The organism is Pseudomonas sp. X4 (genome assembly GCF_040784925.1).
GTDB classification, from domain to species: Bacteria; Pseudomonadota; Gammaproteobacteria; order Pseudomonadales; family Pseudomonadaceae; genus Aquipseudomonas; species Aquipseudomonas putida_Z.
Genome location: NZ_CP160798.1, coordinates 280,493 through 299,665, shown reverse-complemented (window position 1 = coordinate 299,665; position 19,173 = coordinate 280,493). Strand labels below are relative to the sequence as shown.

Annotated in this window: 17 protein-coding genes; 2 read left to right on the top strand and 15 right to left on the bottom strand. The window is 63.2% G+C overall.

The genetic code is table 11. The features are described from left to right. Positions 1–15 precede the first annotated feature (15 nt). From nuoN to ABX298_RS01245, 14 genes are all read right to left on the bottom strand, one after another. Positions 16–1,485 carry an NADH-quinone oxidoreductase subunit NuoN gene (gene nuoN, locus ABX298_RS01310; protein WP_367393965.1) on the bottom strand — a complete coding sequence of 490 codons (1,470 nt, stop codon included), beginning with the start codon at positions 1,483–1,485 and terminating at the stop codon, positions 16–18. Between the two features lie 7 nt (positions 1,486–1,492). After that, positions 1,493–3,025 (bottom strand): NADH-quinone oxidoreductase subunit M, encoded by a 1,533-nt coding sequence (nuoM, locus tag ABX298_RS01305; protein WP_015271056.1) that lies wholly within the window; start codon positions 3,023–3,025, stop codon positions 1,493–1,495. A gap of 49 nt (positions 3,026–3,074) precedes the next feature. Beyond that, the gene (gene nuoL, locus ABX298_RS01300) at positions 3,075–4,928 is read right to left on the bottom strand and encodes an NADH-quinone oxidoreductase subunit L (protein WP_025339925.1); all 1,854 of its coding nucleotides are present in this window, start codon (positions 4,926–4,928) and stop codon (positions 3,075–3,077) included. Next, entirely contained in the window at positions 4,925–5,233 is a 309-nt protein-coding gene (gene nuoK / locus ABX298_RS01295) for an NADH-quinone oxidoreductase subunit NuoK (RefSeq protein WP_003251446.1), read from the bottom strand. The genes nuoL and nuoK overlap by 4 nt, the downstream gene beginning before the upstream one ends. A gap of 3 nt (positions 5,234–5,236) precedes the next feature. Continuing rightward, on the bottom strand, positions 5,237–5,737 hold the full coding sequence (gene nuoJ / locus ABX298_RS01290) for an NADH-quinone oxidoreductase subunit J (protein ID WP_003261007.1): 501 nt from the start codon (positions 5,735–5,737) through the stop codon (positions 5,237–5,239). Between the two features lie 10 nt (positions 5,738–5,747). Further along, positions 5,748–6,296, bottom strand: coding sequence for an NADH-quinone oxidoreductase subunit NuoI (gene nuoI / locus ABX298_RS01285; RefSeq protein ID WP_003251442.1), 549 nt, complete (start codon positions 6,294–6,296; stop codon positions 5,748–5,750). An 11-nt stretch (positions 6,297–6,307) separates the two neighbouring features. Next, positions 6,308–7,315: an NADH-quinone oxidoreductase subunit NuoH gene (nuoH, locus tag ABX298_RS01280; protein WP_003251440.1), complete on the bottom strand. Its 1,008-nt coding sequence runs from the start codon at positions 7,313–7,315 to the stop codon at positions 6,308–6,310. Continuing rightward, positions 7,312–10,026, bottom strand: coding sequence for an NADH-quinone oxidoreductase subunit NuoG (nuoG, locus tag ABX298_RS01275; RefSeq protein WP_075045810.1), 2,715 nt, complete (start codon positions 10,024–10,026; stop codon positions 7,312–7,314). The genes nuoH and nuoG overlap by 4 nt, the downstream gene beginning before the upstream one ends. A gap of 133 nt (positions 10,027–10,159) precedes the next feature. Beyond that, the gene (nuoF, locus tag ABX298_RS01270; protein WP_085602199.1) at positions 10,160–11,524 is read right to left on the bottom strand and encodes an NADH-quinone oxidoreductase subunit NuoF; all 1,365 of its coding nucleotides are present in this window, start codon (positions 11,522–11,524) and stop codon (positions 10,160–10,162) included. Beyond that, the gene (gene nuoE / locus ABX298_RS01265; RefSeq protein ID WP_003251433.1) at positions 11,521–12,018 is read right to left on the bottom strand and encodes an NADH-quinone oxidoreductase subunit NuoE; all 498 of its coding nucleotides are present in this window, start codon (positions 12,016–12,018) and stop codon (positions 11,521–11,523) included. The genes nuoF and nuoE overlap by 4 nt, the downstream gene beginning before the upstream one ends. A gap of 2 nt (positions 12,019–12,020) precedes the next feature. Then, the gene (gene nuoC / locus ABX298_RS01260) at positions 12,021–13,802 is read right to left on the bottom strand and encodes an NADH-quinone oxidoreductase subunit C/D (RefSeq protein ID WP_013973384.1); all 1,782 of its coding nucleotides are present in this window, start codon (positions 13,800–13,802) and stop codon (positions 12,021–12,023) included. 78 nt (positions 13,803–13,880) lie between these two features. Beyond that, positions 13,881–14,558: an NADH-quinone oxidoreductase subunit B family protein gene (locus ABX298_RS01255; protein WP_003251429.1), complete on the bottom strand. Its 678-nt coding sequence runs from the start codon at positions 14,556–14,558 to the stop codon at positions 13,881–13,883. Between the two features lie 9 nt (positions 14,559–14,567). Next, on the bottom strand, positions 14,568–14,981 hold the full coding sequence (locus ABX298_RS01250) for an NADH-quinone oxidoreductase subunit A (RefSeq protein WP_003251427.1): 414 nt from the start codon (positions 14,979–14,981) through the stop codon (positions 14,568–14,570). A 383-nt stretch (positions 14,982–15,364) separates the two neighbouring features. After that, positions 15,365–16,027, bottom strand: coding sequence for a lysoplasmalogenase (locus ABX298_RS01245; protein WP_286100220.1), 663 nt, complete (start codon positions 16,025–16,027; stop codon positions 15,365–15,367). A 494-nt stretch (positions 16,028–16,521) separates the two neighbouring features. Between ABX298_RS01245 and ABX298_RS01240 the strand changes: the two genes are divergently transcribed. Then, entirely contained in the window at positions 16,522–16,764 is a 243-nt protein-coding gene (locus ABX298_RS01240; protein ID WP_286100219.1) for a hypothetical protein, read from the top strand. Positions 16,765–16,920: 156 nt separating this feature from the next. Further along, positions 16,921–17,184: a DUF3077 domain-containing protein gene (locus ABX298_RS01235; protein WP_023660664.1), complete on the top strand. Its 264-nt coding sequence runs from the start codon at positions 16,921–16,923 to the stop codon at positions 17,182–17,184. 246 nt (positions 17,185–17,430) lie between these two features. Here the strand turns inward: ABX298_RS01235 and aceA are convergent, their stop codons facing one another. Beyond that, positions 17,431–18,756 (bottom strand): isocitrate lyase, encoded by a 1,326-nt coding sequence (gene aceA, locus ABX298_RS01230; RefSeq protein ID WP_013973380.1) that lies wholly within the window; start codon positions 18,754–18,756, stop codon positions 17,431–17,433. Positions 18,757–19,173: the final 417 nt, after the last annotated feature.

Below are 19,173 nucleotides of genomic sequence, written 5' to 3'. Positions count from 1 at the left end.
TTTACCGGGGCGCGATTAGCCGATCAGTTGCAGGCCGGCTTGCTGGACCATTTCCAGCAGCGGTTGCGGGTACACACCCAGCACGAAGGCGAGAATGGCGATGGCCAGCAGCATGACGCCGCCGGTGCGCTGTTCCCACTTCAGCGGGGCGTCGTGGCGACGCAGGTTCGGCTCGACCAGGTACAGGGTGACCATGACGCGCAGGTAGTAGTAGACACCGATGGCGCTACCGATCACCAACGCACCGACCAGCCACCACAGGTGCGACTCGACGCCAGTGGCAATGATGTAGAACTTGCCGATGAAGCCGGCGGTGAGCGGGATGCCCGCCAGCGACAGCATCATCACGGTCAGTACCGCAGTCAGGTACGGACGACGCCAGAACAGGCCGCGGTACTCGTACAGTGCATCGGCGTCACGGCCGCCGTAAGGCGAGGACATCAGGGTGATGACGCCGAAGGCGCCCAGGCTGGTGATCACGTAGGTGACCAGGTACACGCCCATTGCTTCCAGTGCCAGGCCCTTGCTGGCGACCAGGGCGATGACCAGGTAACCGAAGTGGGCGATGGACGAGTAACCGAGCAGGCGCTTGAGGTTGCTCTGGGTCAGTGCCAGCAGGTTACCGATCAGGATCGAGGCCACGGCAATCACCGCCAGCACGGTGCTCAGCACGCCGCTGCTGGCAGCAGGGGAGAGCATGAACAGGCGCACGACCACGGCGAACACCGCAACCTTGCTGGCGGTGGCCAGGAAGGCGGCGACCGGTACCGGGGCGCCTTCGTACACGTCCGGGGTCCACAGGTGGAACGGTACCAGCGACAGCTTGAAGGCCAGGCCGACCAGCATCATGCCCAGGCCCAGCTGGGCCACCAGGCTTGGCATGCTGGTGGCGGCCAGGGCCTTGCCGATCTGGTCGAAGCTCAGGCTGCCGGCGTCGGCGTAAAGCAGGGCCATGCCGAACAGCAGGAAGGCCGAGCCAGCGGCCGACAGCACCATGTACTTGATGCCGGCTTCCAGCGAGCGCTTGTTGAAGAAGGCATACGCCACCAGGCCGTAGACCGGTACCGACAGCAGCTCCAGGCCGATGAACAGGCCGGCCAGGTGGTTGGCGCTGACCAGCACCAGGCCACCGAGGGCCGACATCAGCAGCAGCAGGTACAGTTCTTCACGGTTGCCCGGGAAGCCCTTGGAGCCTTCGCCGAGGTAGGCGTGGGCGAGGGTGACGCAGGCCAGCGTCGCCACCAGGATGATCGCCATGTACAGGCAGGCGAACTTGTCGATGGTGATCAGCGGGGTGACCGCCAGCGGCGCAACCTTCAGTGCCGGCAGGATCGACAGCAGGGCCAGGTTGAGGCCCACGGTGGACAGCAGGAAGGTCTGCGAGTGGTTGCGCTTCCAGGCGATCGCCAGCATCACCACCACCGTGGTGATGGTGGTGATCAGCATCGGCGCCAATGCGATGAAGTGTTGAGTGGTGAATTCCATAGCGCTCTTACCGGGCCGAAGCGAGTTGAGTGAAAGCGGAACCGAGCCACTGCTGCACACCACTCATGGTGGCGGCAGAGGTGTCGAGGAACGGCTGCGGATACACGCCCAGCAGGATCAGCAGTACCGCCAGACCCAGGACCATGATCAGCTCGCGACCGTCCATGCCGGCCAGCACGGTGTCGGTCTTGGCCGGGCCGAAGTAGGCGCGGTGGATCATGATCAGCGAGTACACCGAACCGAACACCAGGCCAGTGGTGGCGATCACGGTGATCCACGGCACGCTGGCGAAGCTGCCGATCAGGATCAGGAACTCGCCGACGAAGTTGCCGGTACCGGGCAGGCCCAGGGAGGCGGCGGCGAAGAACAGGCTGATGGCTGGCAGGTAGGCGATGCGGTGCCACAGGCCACCCATCTGGCGCATGTCACGGGTGTGCAGGCGCTCGTACAGCTGGCCGGCCAGGATGAACAGCGCGGCAGCGGACAGGCCGTGGGCCAGCATCTGGATCACCGCGCCTTGCAGGGCCTGCTGGCTGCCGGAGTAGATACCGATCAGTACGAAGCCCATGTGCGAGACGCTGGAGAAGGCGACCAGGCGCTTGATGTCGGTTTGCGCGAAGGCCAGGAAGGCACCGTAGAAGATACCGATCAGGCCCAGGGTCATGGCGATTGGCGCGAACTCTGCCGAGGCGTTCGGGAACAGCGGCAGGGCGAAGCGCAGCAGGCCGTAGGCCGCAGTCTTCAGCAAGATACCGGCCAGGTCCACGGAGCCTGCGGTCGGTGCCTGGGCGTGAGCGTCAGGCAGCCAGGAGTGGAACGGCACCACCGGCAGCTTCACCGCGAAGGCGATGAAGAAGCCCAGCATCAGCAGGTACTCGGTACCGGCTGGCAGTTCGGCCTTGAGCAGGTCGCTGTAGTTGAAGGTGATCACGCCGGTGTTGGTGTAGTTGACCAGCACCAGGCCGAGGATCGCCACCAGCATGATCAGGCCGCTGGCCTGGGTGAAGATGAAGAACTTGGTCGCCGCGTAGATCCGGGTCTTCTTGCCGTCCGACGAGCTGTGACCCCAGAGCGCGATGAGGAAGTACATCGGCACCAGCATCATTTCCCAGAAGAAGAAGAACAGGAACAGGTCCAGGGCCAGGAACACACCGACCACGCCGCCGAGGATCCACATCAGGTTGAGGTGGAAGAAGCCGACGTGACGCTGGATCTCTTTCCAGGAGCACAGTACCGACAGCACACCGAGCAGGCCGGTGAGCAGGATCATCAGCAGCGACAGGCCGTCGAGGGCCAGGTGGATGCTGATGCCGAAGCGCTGGATCCACTGGACTTTGTATTCCAGGGCCCAGGCAGGCTCGGCGCCCGGAGCGGGGGCCAGGGTGTAGTCGCCGTTACCCCACAGCCACAGGCCGATGCCGAGCAGCAGGGACATGGTCAGCAGCGCGATCCAGCGCGGCAGGGTGGCGCCGAAGCGCTCACCCAGCCAGCACAGGAAGCCGCCGATGAAGGGGATCAGGATCAGCCAAGGCAAAATCATGACGGGTTCGTTTCCTTTTGCAGGGTCGCAAGGTTCACAAGGTTCATGGTCATACCGCGGCCACTACCACAGCGCCGAGTACCAGCACTGCGCCAACGGCGATCGAAGCGGTGTACCAGCGCAGCTGGCCGGTCTCGGTCTTGCTCATGGCGACATGGCCGCCGCGAGCCAGGCGAGGGATCAGGCCGATGCTGCGGTCAACCGGGTCCTTGCGCAGGATGTGGCTGATCAGCAGGTAAGGTTTGACGAACAGCTTGTCGTAGATCCAGTCGAAGCCCCAGGCGGCGAACCACCAGGCCGACAGGACACGACCGATACCGCTGTTGGCGACTGCGCTGACGAAGCGGCGCTTGCCCAGGAACAGCAGGGCCGACAGCAGGATACCGGCGATGGCGATGGCGCCCGAAGTGAGCTCCAGCGCATGCTTGGCTTCGCCACCGGCGTGGCCGGCGCTTTCAGGCAGCACGCCTGCCAGCGGCGGGGTGATCCAGGCGCCGACGAAGGTCGACAGCACGATCAGCACGCCCAGCGGCAGCCAGTGGCTGATGCCGTGGCCAGCATGGGCTTCGGTCTTGGCTTCGCCGTGGAAGGCGATGAAGATCAGGCGGAAGGTGTACAGCGAGGTCATGAACGCACCGACCAGGCCGGCGTACAGCAGGCCGGTGTTGCCGCTGGCGAAGGCTTCCCAGAGGATCTCGTCCTTGGAGTAGAAGCCCACGGTCACGATCGGCAGTGCAGCCAGGGCAGCGCCACCGACCACGAAGCTGGCGTAGGCCAGCGGCAGTTTCTTCCACAGGCCGCCCATCTTGAAGATGTCCTGCTCGTGGTGGCAGGCAACGATCACCGCACCGGAGGCAAGGAACAGCAGCGCCTTGAAGAAGGCGTGGGTCATCAGGTGGAAGATAGCCGCGTCCCAGGCGCCAACGCCCAGGGCCAGGAACATGTAGCCGATCTGGCTCATGGTCGAGTAGGCGAGGATACGCTTGATGTCGGTCTGTACCAGCGCGGCGAAGCCGGCCAGTACCAGGGTCACGCCACCGACCACGCCTACCAGGTGCAGGATGTCCGGCGCCAGCAGGAACAGGCCGTTGGTACGGGCGATCAGGTACACGCCCGCGGTCACCATGGTTGCCGCGTGGATCAGCGCGGAGACCGGAGTAGGGCCGGCCATCGCGTCGGCCAGCCAGGTCTGCAGTGGCAGCTGGGCCGATTTACCGACTGCACCACCCAGCAGCATCAGGGTTGCCAGCACCATCCAGGTGTCGCCAGCCTGGAACTTCTGCGGGGCCAGCACCAGCAGTTCCTGCACGTTCAGGGTACCCAGCTGGACGAACAGGATGAACAGGCCGATGGCCATGAACACGTCGCCGATACGGGTGACGATGAATGCCTTGAGTGCCGCGTTACCGTTGTTGCGGTTGCTGTAGTAGAAACCGATCAACAGGTACGAGCACAGGCCCACGCCTTCCCAGCCGAAGTAGATGAACAGCAGGTTGTCGCCCAGCACCAGGAACAGCATGCTGGCGATGAACAGGTTGGTGTACGCGAAGAAGCGCGAGTAGCCGGCTTCGCCACGCATGTACCAGGAGGCGAACAGGTGGATCAGGAAGCCGACACCGGTGACCACGCCGAGCATGGTGACCGACAGGCCGTCCAGGTACAGGGTGAAGTTCGGCGCGAAGCCGTCCACCGACATCCACTGCCACAGCAGCTGGCTGTACGCGCCGCCTTCAGGCGGGGCGACGTTGAATTGCCAGATGACGTAGGCGGCGGTGGCGGCCGAAAGGCCTACCGAGCCGACGCCGATCAGGGCGGACAGGTTCTCCGAGAACCGCCCGCGCGAGAACGACAGCAGCAGGAAGCCGACGAGGGGGAAGACGAAAGTCAGGAAGAGAAGGTTCATCCGCGCATCTCACTGGCAGCATCGATGTCGAGAGTGTGGAAGCGGCGATACAGCTGCAGCAGGATGGCCAGGCCAATACTGGCCTCGGCGGCTGCCAGGCTGATCACCAGAATGAACATCACCTGGCCGTCGGGCTGGACCCAACGGGCACCGGCGACGACGAACGCCAGGGCAGAGGCGTTCATCATGACTTCCAGGCTCATGAGCACGAAGAGGATGTTGCGGCGGACCATCAGGCCAACCAGACCTAAGCAGAACAGGATGCCGGCGACTGCCAGACCATGCTCGAGAGGGATAGCACCCATGATTTACTCCTTCGCCTCGTTGCGGCCCAGGTGGAAGGCGGTGACGGCCGCGGCCAGCAGCAGCATCGAAGCCAGTTCGACCACCAGCAGGTAGGGGCCGAACAGGCTGATGCCGACTTCTTTCGGGCCCACGGTGGTACCGCTGATGCCGGCGCCGCTCGGGGTGACGAACAGCACGTACAGCAGCTCCAGCAGGAGCAGGGCGGCGAGGATCACCGGCCCGGCCCAGATACCGGGCTTGAGCCAGCCCCGTTCCTGGGCGACCGAAGCCGGCCCGAGGTTGAGCATCATCACCACGAACACGAACAGCACCATGATGGCGCCGGCGTAGGCGATCACTTCCAGGGCGCCGGCGAACGGCGCACCCAGGGCGAAGAAGATCATGGCCACGGAAATCAGCGAAATGATCAGGTAAAGCAAGGCGTGCACGGGGTTGGTGCCGGTCACCACCCGAAGGGTGGAGACCACGGCGATCCCGGATGCGAAGTAGAAAGCGAATTCCATCTTTCTGTCCTTATGGGAGCAAGCTCTTCACGTTGATCGGCTCGGCTTCGTTCTGTGCAGAGCCCTTCGGCTTGCCAGCGATTGCCATGCCGGCAACACGGTAGAAGTTGTAGTCAGGGTTCTTGCCGGGGCCGGAGATCAGCAGATCTTCTTTCTCGTACACCAGGTCCTGACGCTTGAACTCGGCCATTTCGAAATCCGGAGTCAGCTGGATCGCGGTGGTCGGGCACGCTTCTTCACACAGGCCGCAGAAGATGCAGCGCGAGAAGTTGATGCGGAAGAACTCCGGGTACCAGCGGCCGTCCTCGGTCTCGGCCTTCTGCAGCGAGATGCAGCCGACCGGGCAGGCCACCGCGCAGAGGTTGCACGCTACGCAGCGCTCCTCGCCATCGGGGTCGCGGGTGAGGACGATGCGGCCGCGGTAGCGCGGCGGCAGGTACACGGGTTCTTCGGGGTACTGCAGGGTGTCGCGCTTGCGGAACCCGTGGGAGAACACCATTGCCAGGCTGCGCAGCTGGGTGCCGGTGCCCTTAACGATGTCGCCGATATACTTGAACATGGGTCAAATCCTCACTGGGCCGCGACGGCTGGCGTGTTGTAGAGCACGATCGCAGCGGTCACCAGCAAATTGATCAGGGTCAGCGGCAGGCAGAACTTCCAGCTGAAGTCCATCACCTGGTCATAGCGTGGGCGCGGGATCGAGGCGCGCAGCAGGATGAACAGCATGATGAAGAACGCGGTCTTCAGCGCGAACCACAGGAACGACAGTTGCGGCAGGATGCCGAACGGGCCGTGCCAGCCGCCGAAGAACAGGGTTACCAGCAGCGCCGAGATGAGGATGATGCCGATGTACTCACCGACGAAGAACATGCCCCATTTCATGCCGGCATACTCGATGTGGTAGCCGTCGGCCAGTTCCTGTTCCGCTTCTGGCTGGTCGAACGGGTGACGGTGAGTCACGGCGACGCCAGCGATGAAGAAGGTGCAGAAGCCGAAGAACTGCGGAATGATGAACCACAGGTTCTGGGCCTGGTATTCAACGATGTCGCGCATGTTGAACGAACCCACCTGCACCACCACGCCCATCAGCGCCAGGCCCAGGAACACTTCGTACGACACGGTCTGTGCCGAGGCACGCAAGCTGCCCAGCAGGGCGTACTTGTTGTTCGACGACCAGCCGGCGAACAGCACTGCGTAGACAGACAGGCCGGCCATGGCGAAGAAGAACAGCAGGCCGATGTTCAGGTCGGCGACGCCCCAGGTCGGGGTGATCGGGATGACCACAAAGGCGATCAGCAGGGCGCTCATGGCCACTACCGGTGCCAGGGTGAAGATCACGCGGTCGACGAAGGGCGGGTTCCAGTCTTCCTTGAAGAACATCTTCAGCATGTCGGCAGCGATCTGGAACATGCCGAACGGGCCGACGCGGTTCGGACCGTAACGGTCCTGCCACCAGCCCAGCAGGCGGCGCTCGACGAAGCTGAGCAGCGCGCCGCAGACCACCACCGCCAGCAGGACCACGATGGCCCGCAGCACGGTCAGGATCACATCGATCACTTCGGGGGTGAACCAGCTCATTGTGCTGCCTCCTGCAGACCTTCGACGGATGCACCGAAGATGGCAGGCGGAATGCCGGCCAGGCCTTTCGGCAACGCGACCAGGCCAGCGCCCAGCTCTTCATTGATACGCAGCGGCAGGCGCAGGGCCACACCGGCAACGTTCAGGCTCAGCAGGGCACCGTCGTTGACGCCCAGGCGGTCGGCTTCGGACTTGGCCAGGGCCACGTAGGCTGCCGGGATGCGCTCTTGTACCGGTGCGGCGCGCGAGGAGCTTTCTTCGCTGCCGAACAGATGGAAGAACGGTACGGCAGTCCAGGTGCCACGGGCCGGGTTGAAGGCGCCCGGAATGGCGTTGAACCAGTGCAGGCGGTCGCCTTGCGATTCGATCAGGCGAACGCCCGGGTCACCGGCACGCAGGTGGCCACCGACCTCGTCCTGGAACTTGTTCCAGGCTTGCGGCGAGTTCCAGCCCGGCGACCAGGCGAACGGCACCTGCTGGCGCGGTTCGGCCGAACCCGAATAGCCTTCCATGGAGAAGGCGAACGCGGTGTCCTTGTCTTGCGGGGTACGAGGCTCGTGCACGCTGATGTTGGCGCGCATGGCGGTACGGCCGGAGTAGCGCAGCGGCTCACGGGCCAGTTTCATGCCCTTGATGCGGAACGCGGCGCTTGGCGCGGCGTTGACGATGCCGGCCAGTTGCGGGGCGGCTTCGGCGCAGGCGCTGGTAACGTGGTCCAGCTGGGTCCAGTCGACCGGCTTGTTCAGCAGGGTGGCACGCAGGGCGTGCATCCAGCGCCAGCCTTCGTGGATCTGGATGCTGCTGTCCAGGTATTGCGGGTCGAATACCTGGAAGAAGCGCTGGGCACGGCCTTCCTGGCTGACCAGGGTACCGTCGCCTTCGGCGAACGAGGCGGCCGGCAGCACCAGGTGGGCGCGGTCGACAGTCGGGGTTTTCGAGTGGTCGGCAACGATCACTACCTTGGCCGCGGCCAGGGCTGCATCGACCTTGGCGGCCGGTACGCGGGCGTACAGGTCGTTTTCCAGCACGACGATGGCGTCGGCCTTGCCGCTGATGACCGCGTCCAGCGCGGCATCGACCGACTCGCCACCGAGCATGGCCAGGCCGAGGCTGTTGGCTTCAGGCACCACCAGGCTCAGCGAGCCGTTCTTCTCGCGCAGCTTCAGCGCCTTGGCGATGTTGGCGGCGGCTTCGATCAGCGCCGGGTCGGCCAGCGAGGTACCGGCCACGACCAGTGGGCGCTTGGCCGCGACCAGGGCGTCGGCGATGCGCTGGGCCAGGGCTTTCGCTTCGGCGTCCAGGCCTTCTACGGCAGGGGCGCTCGGGTCGATGGCGTGGGCCACGGCGAAACCGATGCGGGCCAGGTCGGCCGGGGCGGCGTGCACGCATTCTTCGGCGACGTCGTCCAGCTTGGTTTCAGCCAGCGAAGCGATGAACAGCGGGTACAGCGCGTGCTGGCCGATGTTCTTCACGGCGGCGTCGAGCCACGGCTGCACCTTCATCGCTTCGGCCATGGCCTCGGCCTTGCCCTTGGTGGCCTGGCGCACGGCCAGGGCGACGCGGGCAGCGGTCTGGGTCAGGTCTTCACCGAGCACGAACACGGCGTCGTGGTCTTCGATGTCGCGCAGGGTCGGCACCGGCAGCGGGCTGTTGTTCAGCACGTTCAGGGCCAGGCGTACGCGGGCCAGTTCACCGGCTTCCATGCCCGAGTAGAAGTACTCGGCACCGACCAGCTCACGCAGGCCGTAGTTGCTTTCCAGGCTGGCGCGTGGCGAGCCGATACCGACGATGGTACGGCCGCGCAGCAGGTCGGCGGCCTTGTCCAGGGCGGCGTCCAGGCCCAGCTTGGTGCCGTCGGCCAGGTGTGGCTGGCGTGGGCGATCCTTGCGGTTGACGTAGCCATAGCCGAAGCGGCCACGGTCGCACAGGAAGTACTGGTTGACCGAACCGTTGAAGCGGTTTTCCACCCGGCGCAGTTCGCCGTAGCGCTCGCCCGGGCTGATGTTGCAGCCGCTGGAGCAGCCGTGGCAGATGCTCGGGGCAAACTGCATGTCCCACTTGCGGTTGTAGCGCTCGGAGTGGGTCTTGTCGGTGAACACGCCGGTCGGGCAGACCTCGGTCAGGTTGCCGGAGAATTCGCTTTCCAGCACGCCGTCTTCGACGCGGCCGAAGTACACGTTGTCGTGGGCGCCGTAAACGCCCAGGTCGGTACCACCGGCATAGTCCTTGTAGTAGCGCACGCAGCGGTAGCAGGCGATGCAGCGGTTCATCTCATGGGCGATGAACGGGCCGAGGTCCTGGTTCTGGTGGGTACGCTTGGTGAAACGGTAGCGGCGCTCGTTGTGGCCGGTCATTACCGTCATGTCCTGCAGGTGGCAGTGACCGCCTTCCTCGCACACCGGGCAGTCGTGCGGGTGGTTGGTCATCAGCCATTCGACGACGCTGGCGCGGAACGCCTTGGACTCTTCATCGTCGATGGAGATCCAGGTGCCGTCGGAGGCAGGGGTCATGCAGGACATGACGATACGACCGCGGGTGTCGTTCTCGTCGGTGTACTGCTTGACCGCGCACTGCCGGCAGGCGCCAACGCTACCAAGCGCCGGGTGCCAGCAGAAATAAGGGATGTCGAGGCCGAGCGACAGACAGGCCTGTAACAGGTTGTCTGCACCGTTGACTTCGAGCGCTTTGCCGTCTACGTGGATAGTGGCCATTGTTCAAAGTTCTTCGTTGGCCCGCGTGAGCGGGCGTGGCTAATGGAAATCGGTGAGCTTGCGACACGCCACGATTTCTCGGGCCTGCCGGCAAGCTGGCGAGTGGCACGGACCACCCGCCTTAATCATCTTGTTATGCGCCGACCACGATCGGCTTGGCCAGGTTGGGGCGCAGGGCATCGCCAGCCGCAGCTGGAGCGACACCGGCCTCGAACTCGGACCGGAAGTATTTGATGGCACTGCCCAGCGGCTCGACGGCACCTGGTGCGTGAGCACAGAAGGTACGGCCAGGGCCGAGGAAGTTGACCAGGCCCAGCAGCGTCTCGATGTCTTCGGCGCGGCCCTGGCCTTTTTCCAGTGCGCGCAGCATCTTCACGCTCCACGGCAGGCCGTCACGGCATGGAGTGCACCAGCCGCACGACTCGCGGGCGAAGAACTCTTCCATGTTGCGCAGCAGCGAAACCATGTTGATGCTGTCGTCCACCGCCATGGCCAGACCGGTACCCATGCGGGTGCCGACCTTGGCGATGCCGCCGGCGTACATCTGCGCGTCGAGGTGCTCGGGCAGCAGGAAGCCGGTACCGGCGCCGCCTGGCTGCCAGCACTTGAGCTTGAAGCCGTCGCGCATGCCGCCGGCATAGTCTTCGAACAGTTCGCGGGCGGTGACGCCGAACGGCAGTTCCCACAGGCCCGGGTTCTTCACCTTGCCGGAGAAGCCCATCAGCTTGGTGCCGTGGTCTTCGCTGCCTTCGCGGGCCAGCGACTTGTACCAGTCGTTGCCGTTGGCGACGATGGCCGGGACGTTGCACAGGGTTTCGACGTTGTTCACGCAAGTCGGCTTGCCCCACACGCCAACGGCGGCAGGGAAGGGCGGCTTGGAGCGCGGGTTGGCGCGGCGGCCTTCCAGCGAGTTGATCAGTGCGGTTTCTTCACCACAGATGTAGCGGCCGGCACCGGTGTGCACGAACAGCTCGAAATCGAAACCGCTGCCGAGGATGTTCTTGCCCAGCAGGCCGGCGGCCTTGGCTTCCTCGATGGCGCGGTTGAGGTTTTTCGCTGCGGTGGTGTATTCGCCACGCAGGAAGATGTAGCCACGGTAGGCCTTCAGGGCGCGGGCGCTGATCAGCATGCCCTCGACCAGCAGATGGGGCTGTTGCTCCATCAGCATGCGGTCCTTCCAGGTGTTCGGCTCCATTTCGTCCGCGTTGCACAGCAGGTAGCGGATGTTCATGGATTCGTCTTTGGGCATCAGCCCCCACTTCACGCCAGTGGGGAAGCCTGCACCACCGCGGCCCTTGAGGCCGGAGTCCTTGACGCTTTGCACGATGTCGTCGGCCGACATCTGCGCCAGCGCCTTGCGGGCGGCAGCGTAGCCGTTCTTCGATTCGTACTCGGCAAGCCAGACCGGCTCGCCGTCGTCACGCAGGCGCCAAGTCAGCGGGTGGGTTTCGGCCGTGCGCGCGATGCGGTTGGCCGGGCCGAAGGAAGTAATGGTCATACGTAACCCTCCAGCAGTTTGGAAACGCCAGCCGGCTGCACGTCACCGAAGGTGTCGTCGTCGATCATCAGCGCCGGGGCCTTGTCGCAGTTGCCCAGGCAGCATACCGGCAGCAGGGTGAAGCGCCCGTCGGCGGTGGTCTGGCCCAGGCCGATGCCCAGTTCGCTTTGAATCTGGCTGACCACGGATTCATGGCCGCCGATGTAGCAGACCATGCTGTCGCACACGCGGATGATGTGGCGGCCGACCGGCTGACGGAAGATCTGGCTGTAGAAGGTGGCGACACCTTCGACGTCGCTGGCCGGGATGCCCAGTACTTCGCCGATGGCGTGGATGGCGCCGTCCGGCACCCAGCCACGTTCCTTCTGGACGATCTTCAGGGCTTCGATGGACGCCGCGCGCGGGTCCTCGTAGTGATGCATTTCGTGCTCGATGGCCGAGCGCTCGGTTTCGCTCAGGGCGAAACGGTCTGTCTGGATAAGCGTGCTGTTCATGCTTAGCGGTCCACGTCAGCCATAACGAAGTCGATACTGCCCAGGTACGCAATGAGGTCGGCGACCATGCTGCCTTTGATCACCGAAGGGATCTGCTGCAGGTGCGGGTAGCTCGGGGTGCGGATCCGGGTGCGGTAGCTCATGGTGCCGCCATCGCTCGTCAGGTAGTAACTGTTGATGCCCTTGGTCGCCTCGATCATCTGGAACGACTCGTTGGCCGGCATGACCGGGCCCCACGAGACTTGCAGGAAGTGCGTGATCAGGGTTTCGATGTGCTGCAGGGTGCGCTCTTTCGGTGGCGGCGTGGTCAGCGGGTGATCCGCCTTGTACGGGCCTTCCGGCATGTTGCGCAGGCACTGGTCGATGATGCGGATACTCTGGCGCATCTCTTCGACACGGACCATGCAGCGATCGTAGGCATCGCCGTTGTGGGCCAGCGGTACTTCGAACTCGAAGTTCTCGTAGCCGGAGTAGGGGCGGGCTTTACGCAGGTCGAAGTCGCAACCGGTGGCACGCAGGCCGGCACCGGTGGTACCCCAGGCCAGGGCTTCCTTGGTGTTGTACGCGGCAACGCCGATGGTACGGCCCTTGAGGATGCTGTTCTGCAGGGCAGCCTTTTCGTACTCGTCGAGGCGCTTGGGCAGCCATTCGACGAAGTCCTTGACCAGCTTGTCCCAGCCGCGTGGCAGGTCGTGGGCGACGCCACCGATGCGGTACCAGGCCGGGTGCAGGCGGAAGCCGGTGATCGCTTCGATCACGGTGTACGCGCGCTGGCGGTCGGTGAAGGTGAAGAACACCGGGGTCATGGCGCCGACGTCCTGGATGTAGGTACCCAGGAACAGCAGGTGGCTGGTGATACGGAAGAACTCGGCCAGCATCACGCGGATGGTGTCGACCTTCTGTGGCACCTTGATGCCGGCCAGCTTCTCGACCGCGAGCACGTACGGCAGGTTGTTCATTACCCCGCCGAGGTAGTCGATACGGTCGGTGTAGGGGATGAAGCTGTGCCAGGACTGGCGCTCGGCCATTTTCTCGGCGCCACGGTGGTGGTAGCCGATGTCCGGTACGCAGTCGACGATCTCTTCACCGTCCAGCTGCAGGACGATACGGAAGGCACCGTGCGCGGAAGGGTGGTTGGGGCCGAGGTTGAGGAACATGTAGTCCTCGTTGGCGCCCTGGCGCTTCATGCCCCAGGCTTCCGGGTTGAAGCGTGCCGATTCCTCTTCAAGCTGCTGCTTGGCCAGGGTCAGGCTGTAGGGATCGAACTCGGTGGCGCGGGCCGGGTAGTCCTTGCGTAGCGGGTGGCCTTCCCAGGTGGGCGGCATCATGATGCGGCTGAGGTGCGGGTGGCCGGCAAAGTCGATGCCGAACATGTCCCAGACTTCGCGCTCGTACCAGTTGGCGTTCGGCCAGATACCGGTCACGGTCGGCAGGTTCAGGTCACCTTCGCTGAGCGACACCTTGATCATTACATCGCTGTTACGCTCGATCGACAGCAGGTGGTAGAACACGCTGAAGTCGGCGGCTGGCAGGCCGCGGCGCTGGGTGCGCAGGCGCTCGTCGACGCCGTGCAGGTCATACAGCATGCTGTACGGTTTGGCCACGCCGCGCAGGAAGCTGAGCACTTCCTTGAGCTGCTCGCGCTTGACCCACAGCACGGGCATGCCGGTGCGGGTTTCCTGGGCGACGAATGCTTCGGCGCCAAAACGGTTGTGCAGTTCGACGACCACATCCTGGTCGTCAGCCTTGTAGGGCGGAATGAAAATAGCGTTGTCCGCTGTCATGGTCTCGGTCGCTTTGGGTCAACGTTAAGAATGAAGCCAGGCCGCCGGCTCCAGGGGAGCGGGCGGCAGGTCGCTGGATCAGACTTCGTCGGGGCTGCGCAGGTTGGTTACTGCAATGCGCTGCTCACGACGCAGGTCTTTCTGGGCTGGCATCTCGGCACGGTAAATACCTTGATCACCAACAACCCAGGAAAGCGGGCGTCGTTCTTGGCCGATCGACTCCTGCAGCAGCATCAAGCCTTGCAGGAAAGCCTCAGGGCGTGGCGGGCAGCCAGGCACATAGACGTCCACGGGGAGGAACTTGTCGACCCCCTGAACGACCGAGTAGATGTCGTACATGCCGCCGGAGTTGGCGCACGAACCCATGGAGATGACCCATTTCGGCTCGAGCATCTGCTCGTACAGGCGCTGGATGATCGGCGCCATCTTCACGAAGCAGGTACCGGCGATGACCATGAAGTCGGCCTGACGCGGCGATGCCCGGATGACTTCGGCGCCGAAGCGGGCGATGTCGTGGGGTGCCGTGAAGGCCGTGGTCATTTCCACGTAGCAGCAGGACAGGCCGAAGTTGTACGGCCAGAGGGAGTTCTTGCGGCCCCAGTTGACCGCGCCACGCAGCACATCTTCAAGCTTGCCCATGAAGATGTTCTTGTGGACCTGGTCCTCCAGCAGTTGATCGGTGACGGTTTCCCGTTCACCGACCGGGTACTGCTCGTTGGGCGCATCCGGATCGATTCTGGTGAGATTGTATTGCATGCCAAAGCCTCATTGTTTCAGCTTCGCTTGCCGCTTGCGGCGACCTTCGGGAGCCCAATCAAGAGCCCCGACGCGCCATAGGTAGACAAGACCAGCCAACAGAATTGCTATGAAAACGAGTGCTTCGACGAATCCGGTCCAGCCGCTTTCGCGGACGGACACAGACCATGCAAAGAGAAAGAGGGCTTCGATATCGAAGATCACGAACAGCATCGCGACCAGATAGAATTTGGCGGACAGGCGCAGGCGGGCGCTGCCGACGGGCAGCATGCCGGATTCGAAGGGTTCGTTCTTGGCGCGGCCCCAGGCCTTGCTACCGAGCAGGCTGGACAGGCCGAGCATGAAGGCGCACAGGCCGACGACACCCAGGAGGAAGATGGCAAAGCCCCAGTTGTGGGCGATGAGTCCTGCCGAATCGGACATGCTAGAGATCCTTATACAGAGACCCAGCTCTGCAGTCTGAAATAAGTGTAGAGCGGCGACTTGGTGTCGCACATGCAGTGACCAAATGTCGCAGCTGAATCAATCGCGCTGATTTTATGGGTAAACCCCGTGCAAGTAAAATTTCTGTCGCAAATTTATTCGTAGGATTAAGTACAAAAGCCGCTTGTAACTGGCTGAAAGCCTTGAGATTCGGGCATTGCGTGCGGTTTTGTTAATTATGTTTCTTGCGACGGGTAACGAATTGCAAGTTTCGTAATGATAATTGATATCATTTGACCTGATGCCTGATATTTCCCCTGTTCTGCGTCTTGTAAAGTTCATCTGGCGATTCCCCCTACTTGCAAATGCGAAAAACGCCTGTTCTAGCAGCTTTCGACACCGCTTGCCCCGCCCTGGGTCAATACTTTATCGATTGAGCGATGACTGGCTGATGAAGCGATCGCCCACTGGCCGAGCCAGTAGGTGAGGATGATCAGGTACGGCGCGGCGGCGAGCGGGCTGACGAAGCGGTCGATACCGATCAGGCTGTCGGAGAGCACGAACAGGCAGGCGCCGAGCGCGGCGAGCCCGCCGCAGGCCAGGGCGCGCCAGAGCATGGCGCTGATGGCCAAGGCATAGAGCACGACCGGGATCAGTAGCGGGCCGAGGCCGTGGCTGGCCAGTACGCCGAGCAAAGTGATACCGGTGATGGCGCTCAGCAGCAGTGCGGGCAGGGCTGGGCGCAGGGTCTGGCTGCAATAGGCGCGCAGGTAGGCCAGGTGGGCGCAGAGGAAGGCGGCCAGGCCGAACACGAACAGGTCGGCGGGGATGGCCAGCAGGATGTCGCCGAGTACCGAGAATGCCAGGCCGAGGGTGATCCAGCGGCGATAAGGTGTGGCGGGAGCACTGCGCAGCCAGGCGATCAGGGCCAGTACCGGGATCGGTTTGGCCAGCAGGGCGAGCAGGGTGTTGTCGCTGGCCAGTGCATATATATAGAGGGCGGCGGCGACCAGGGCGAGAATCATCAGGTGGCTTGGACGAAGCATGGGCGGTCCTTGCGGCTGTGTAGCCTCAAGCATAGACCTGATCGTGGGTTTTGCTTCCTCCTGTACCGGCCCTTTCGCGGGCATGCCCGCTCCCACAGGATCACCACAGTCATCAAGACTTACACAGGCCCTGTGGGAGCGGGTTTACCCGCGAATAGGCCGGTGCAGGCGCTGTCGAAGTGCGGCATAAAACAGATTTGTCCCCTTCCATGTAGGCCATTTCCCAAACATACTCCTGTCGCCTTTTTTCCGTTGCGGCTGTTGTGGCAGCGCTCTAGTCTCGGCGTGTCGTTGCACATCAACGACACGGCTTTGACAGGCCGGAATTGAAAGAAGGTGCACTCGCTTTGCCTCAATGGCGGCTGTGCGTGTGGGCACGCTCGCGTGCGCCGGTCTTTCTTTCTTTCCACCGGTCTGTCAACCCGCGCATAGCTGCCACCCAACCGTTTGACAGCGGGCGGATGGTAGCCAAACAGGAAAGAAAGGAGCGAGTCATGCTGAAAGTTGTCCCCGATCCACCCCACAACCCCCATTCCCTCGAAGACACCCTGATCCAGGCCGCCGACTACGCGCTGTGCGCGGCGACCGTGGTGCATCAGGCCTTGCTGCTGCAGCCCAAATCACCGGCGTCGATCCTGATGATGACCTCGATGCATGAGCTTGAGGCGCTGCGGGCTTTGCTTGAGTCGGCAGTGATCCAGGTGCAGATGCCCGCAGAGCCTCGGACTTTGCACTGAGGCTTGAGTGATGTGTTGTCTGGGCGGGCCTCTTCGCGGGTGAACCCGCTCCCACAGGATCACCTCAGTCTTCAAGGCTTGCACAGTCCCTGTGGGAGCGGGTTTACCCGCGAAAGGGCCCGTCCAGGCAGTCGAGAATTTTCAGGGGATTCAAAAATGACCACAGAAGACACCCAATTCACTGTCGGCAAGACCACGTTCTACCAAGGCGAAAACGGCACCCACCCACTGTTCCGCATCGAACCAGGCATTCCCTGTCGAGACGCCCGCGAGCAGTCCTCGGAATTGATGGGTTACGTGCGCGAACTGACCATCACCGGCCTGATGGATGAGAAACCGATGATGATCTGGGCCGCCCACTATCTGAGCGCGATGGCCAAGGCGCTGATGGATGATGCGGAGCTGGGCATGAAGCACTGAGGTACTACCGACAGGCGCGATTTCTCCTGTGGGAGCGGCCTTGCGTCGCGATTGGGGTGCGAAGCGCCCCCGGGATTTGTGCATCATCGCAAGATTGCCGGGGCCGCTTTGCGGCCCTTTCGCGACGCAAGGCCGCTCCCACATGTTCGGCGCTAACCTGTTGTCCTTGAAGGGTGTGGTACAGACCAAAAAGAAAGGCCCGGGGCTTCAGCAAGGCTCGGGCCTTTCTTCAACAGCAACCCACTATCAGTGGAACTGCTCTTCCTCGGTCGAACCGGTCAGTGCAGTCACCGACGATGCGCCACCCTGAATCACGGTGGTCATGTCGTCGAAGTAGCCAGTGCCCACTTCCTGCTGGTGCGCCACGAAGGTGTAGCCTTTGTTGGCGTCAGCGAACTCCTGCTCCTGCAGCTTCACGTAGGCGGTCATGTCGTTGCGGGCGTAGTCGTGCGCCAGGTTGAACATGCCGTGCCACATGTTGTGGATGCCGGCCAGGGTGATGAACTGGTGCTTGTAGCCCATGGCCGACAGTTCGCGCTGGAACTTGGCGATGGTCGCGTCGTCCAGGTTCTTCTTCCAGTTGAAGGAAGGCGAGCAGTTGTACGACAGGATCTGGTCCGGGTACTCCTTCTTGATCGCTTCGGCGAAGCGGCGGGCTTCGTCCAGGTCCGGCTTGGCGGTTTCACACCAGATCAGGTCAGCGTACGGTGCGTAGGCCAGGCCGCGGGCGATGGCCTGGTCGAGGCCGGCGCGTACCTTGTAGAAGCCTTCACGGGTGCGCTCGCCAATCACGAACGGCTGGTCGTACGGGTCGCAGTCGCTGGTCAGCAGGTCGGCGGCGTTGGCGTCGGTACGGGCCAGGATGATGGTCGGCACGCCCGATACGTCAGCTGCCAGGCGCGCGGCCACCAGCTTTTGCACGGCTTCCTGGGTCGGTACCAGCACCTTGCCACCCATGTGGCCGCATTTTTTCACCGAGGCCAGCTGGTCTTCGAAGTGCACGCCGGCGGCGCCTGCTTCGATCATGTTCTTCATCAGCTCGTAGGCGTTCAGTACGCCACCGAAACCGGCTTCGGCGTCGGCCACGATCGGTGCGAAGTAGTCGATGTAGCCATCGTCGCCCGGGTTCTTGCCAGCTTTCCACTGGATCTGGTCGGCGCGGCGGAAGGCGTTGTTGATGCGCTTGACCACGGTCGGTACCGAGTCGACCGGGTACAGCGACTGGTCAGGGTACATGGACTCGGCCGAGTTGTTGTCGGCGGCAACCTGCCAGCCGGACAGGTAGATGGCCTGGATGCCGGCCTTGACCTGCTGCACTGCCTGGCCGCCGGTCAGGGCGCCCATGCAGTTGACGAAATCTTTTTCTGGGCGGAAGGACGGGTGGGCACCTTCGGTGACCAGCTTCCACAGTTTTTCTGCACCCAGGCGGGCCAGGGTGTGCTCCGGCTGCAGGGAGCCACGCAGGCGAACGACATCAGCGGCGGTGTAGGTACGGGTCACGCCTTTCCAGCGCGGGTTCTCGGCCCAGTCTTTCTCGAGGGCTGCAATTTGCTGTTCGCGTGTCAGTGCCATGGAAATAAACCTCGTCGCATCGATCTTGGGGTAATTGTGCTGATGCTCGGAGCAGATCAGGAGCTGGCGGCTGTCCTGTTCGCAGGAGTGCGGCGGCGAACGCGAAGGCTCGAAGGGGAAGGGTGTGCAGGCCAGGCGAAAGGGTGCTCCGGCAGGTTGGCTCGTGGTTGCCTTGCTGCGGTGCTACGCGATTGCCAGTACTGCGGTGATGCGCTTCCGTCCCTCGGGACAACTTCTTCGTTGCAGTCGCAATCCCGTCGAACCGCCTTGTGGGCCGTATAGACACGAGACGCCTCCAGGGGTGGGAGGAGTGCGCCTCGAAGGCCCTTGCCAGGGCCCCTGATTAGCGGGAGCGAGGCCATCATGCCCTTGGGAAAAAGACCCTGTCAAATGTTTTGTAGTGGTTTTTTTCACTTA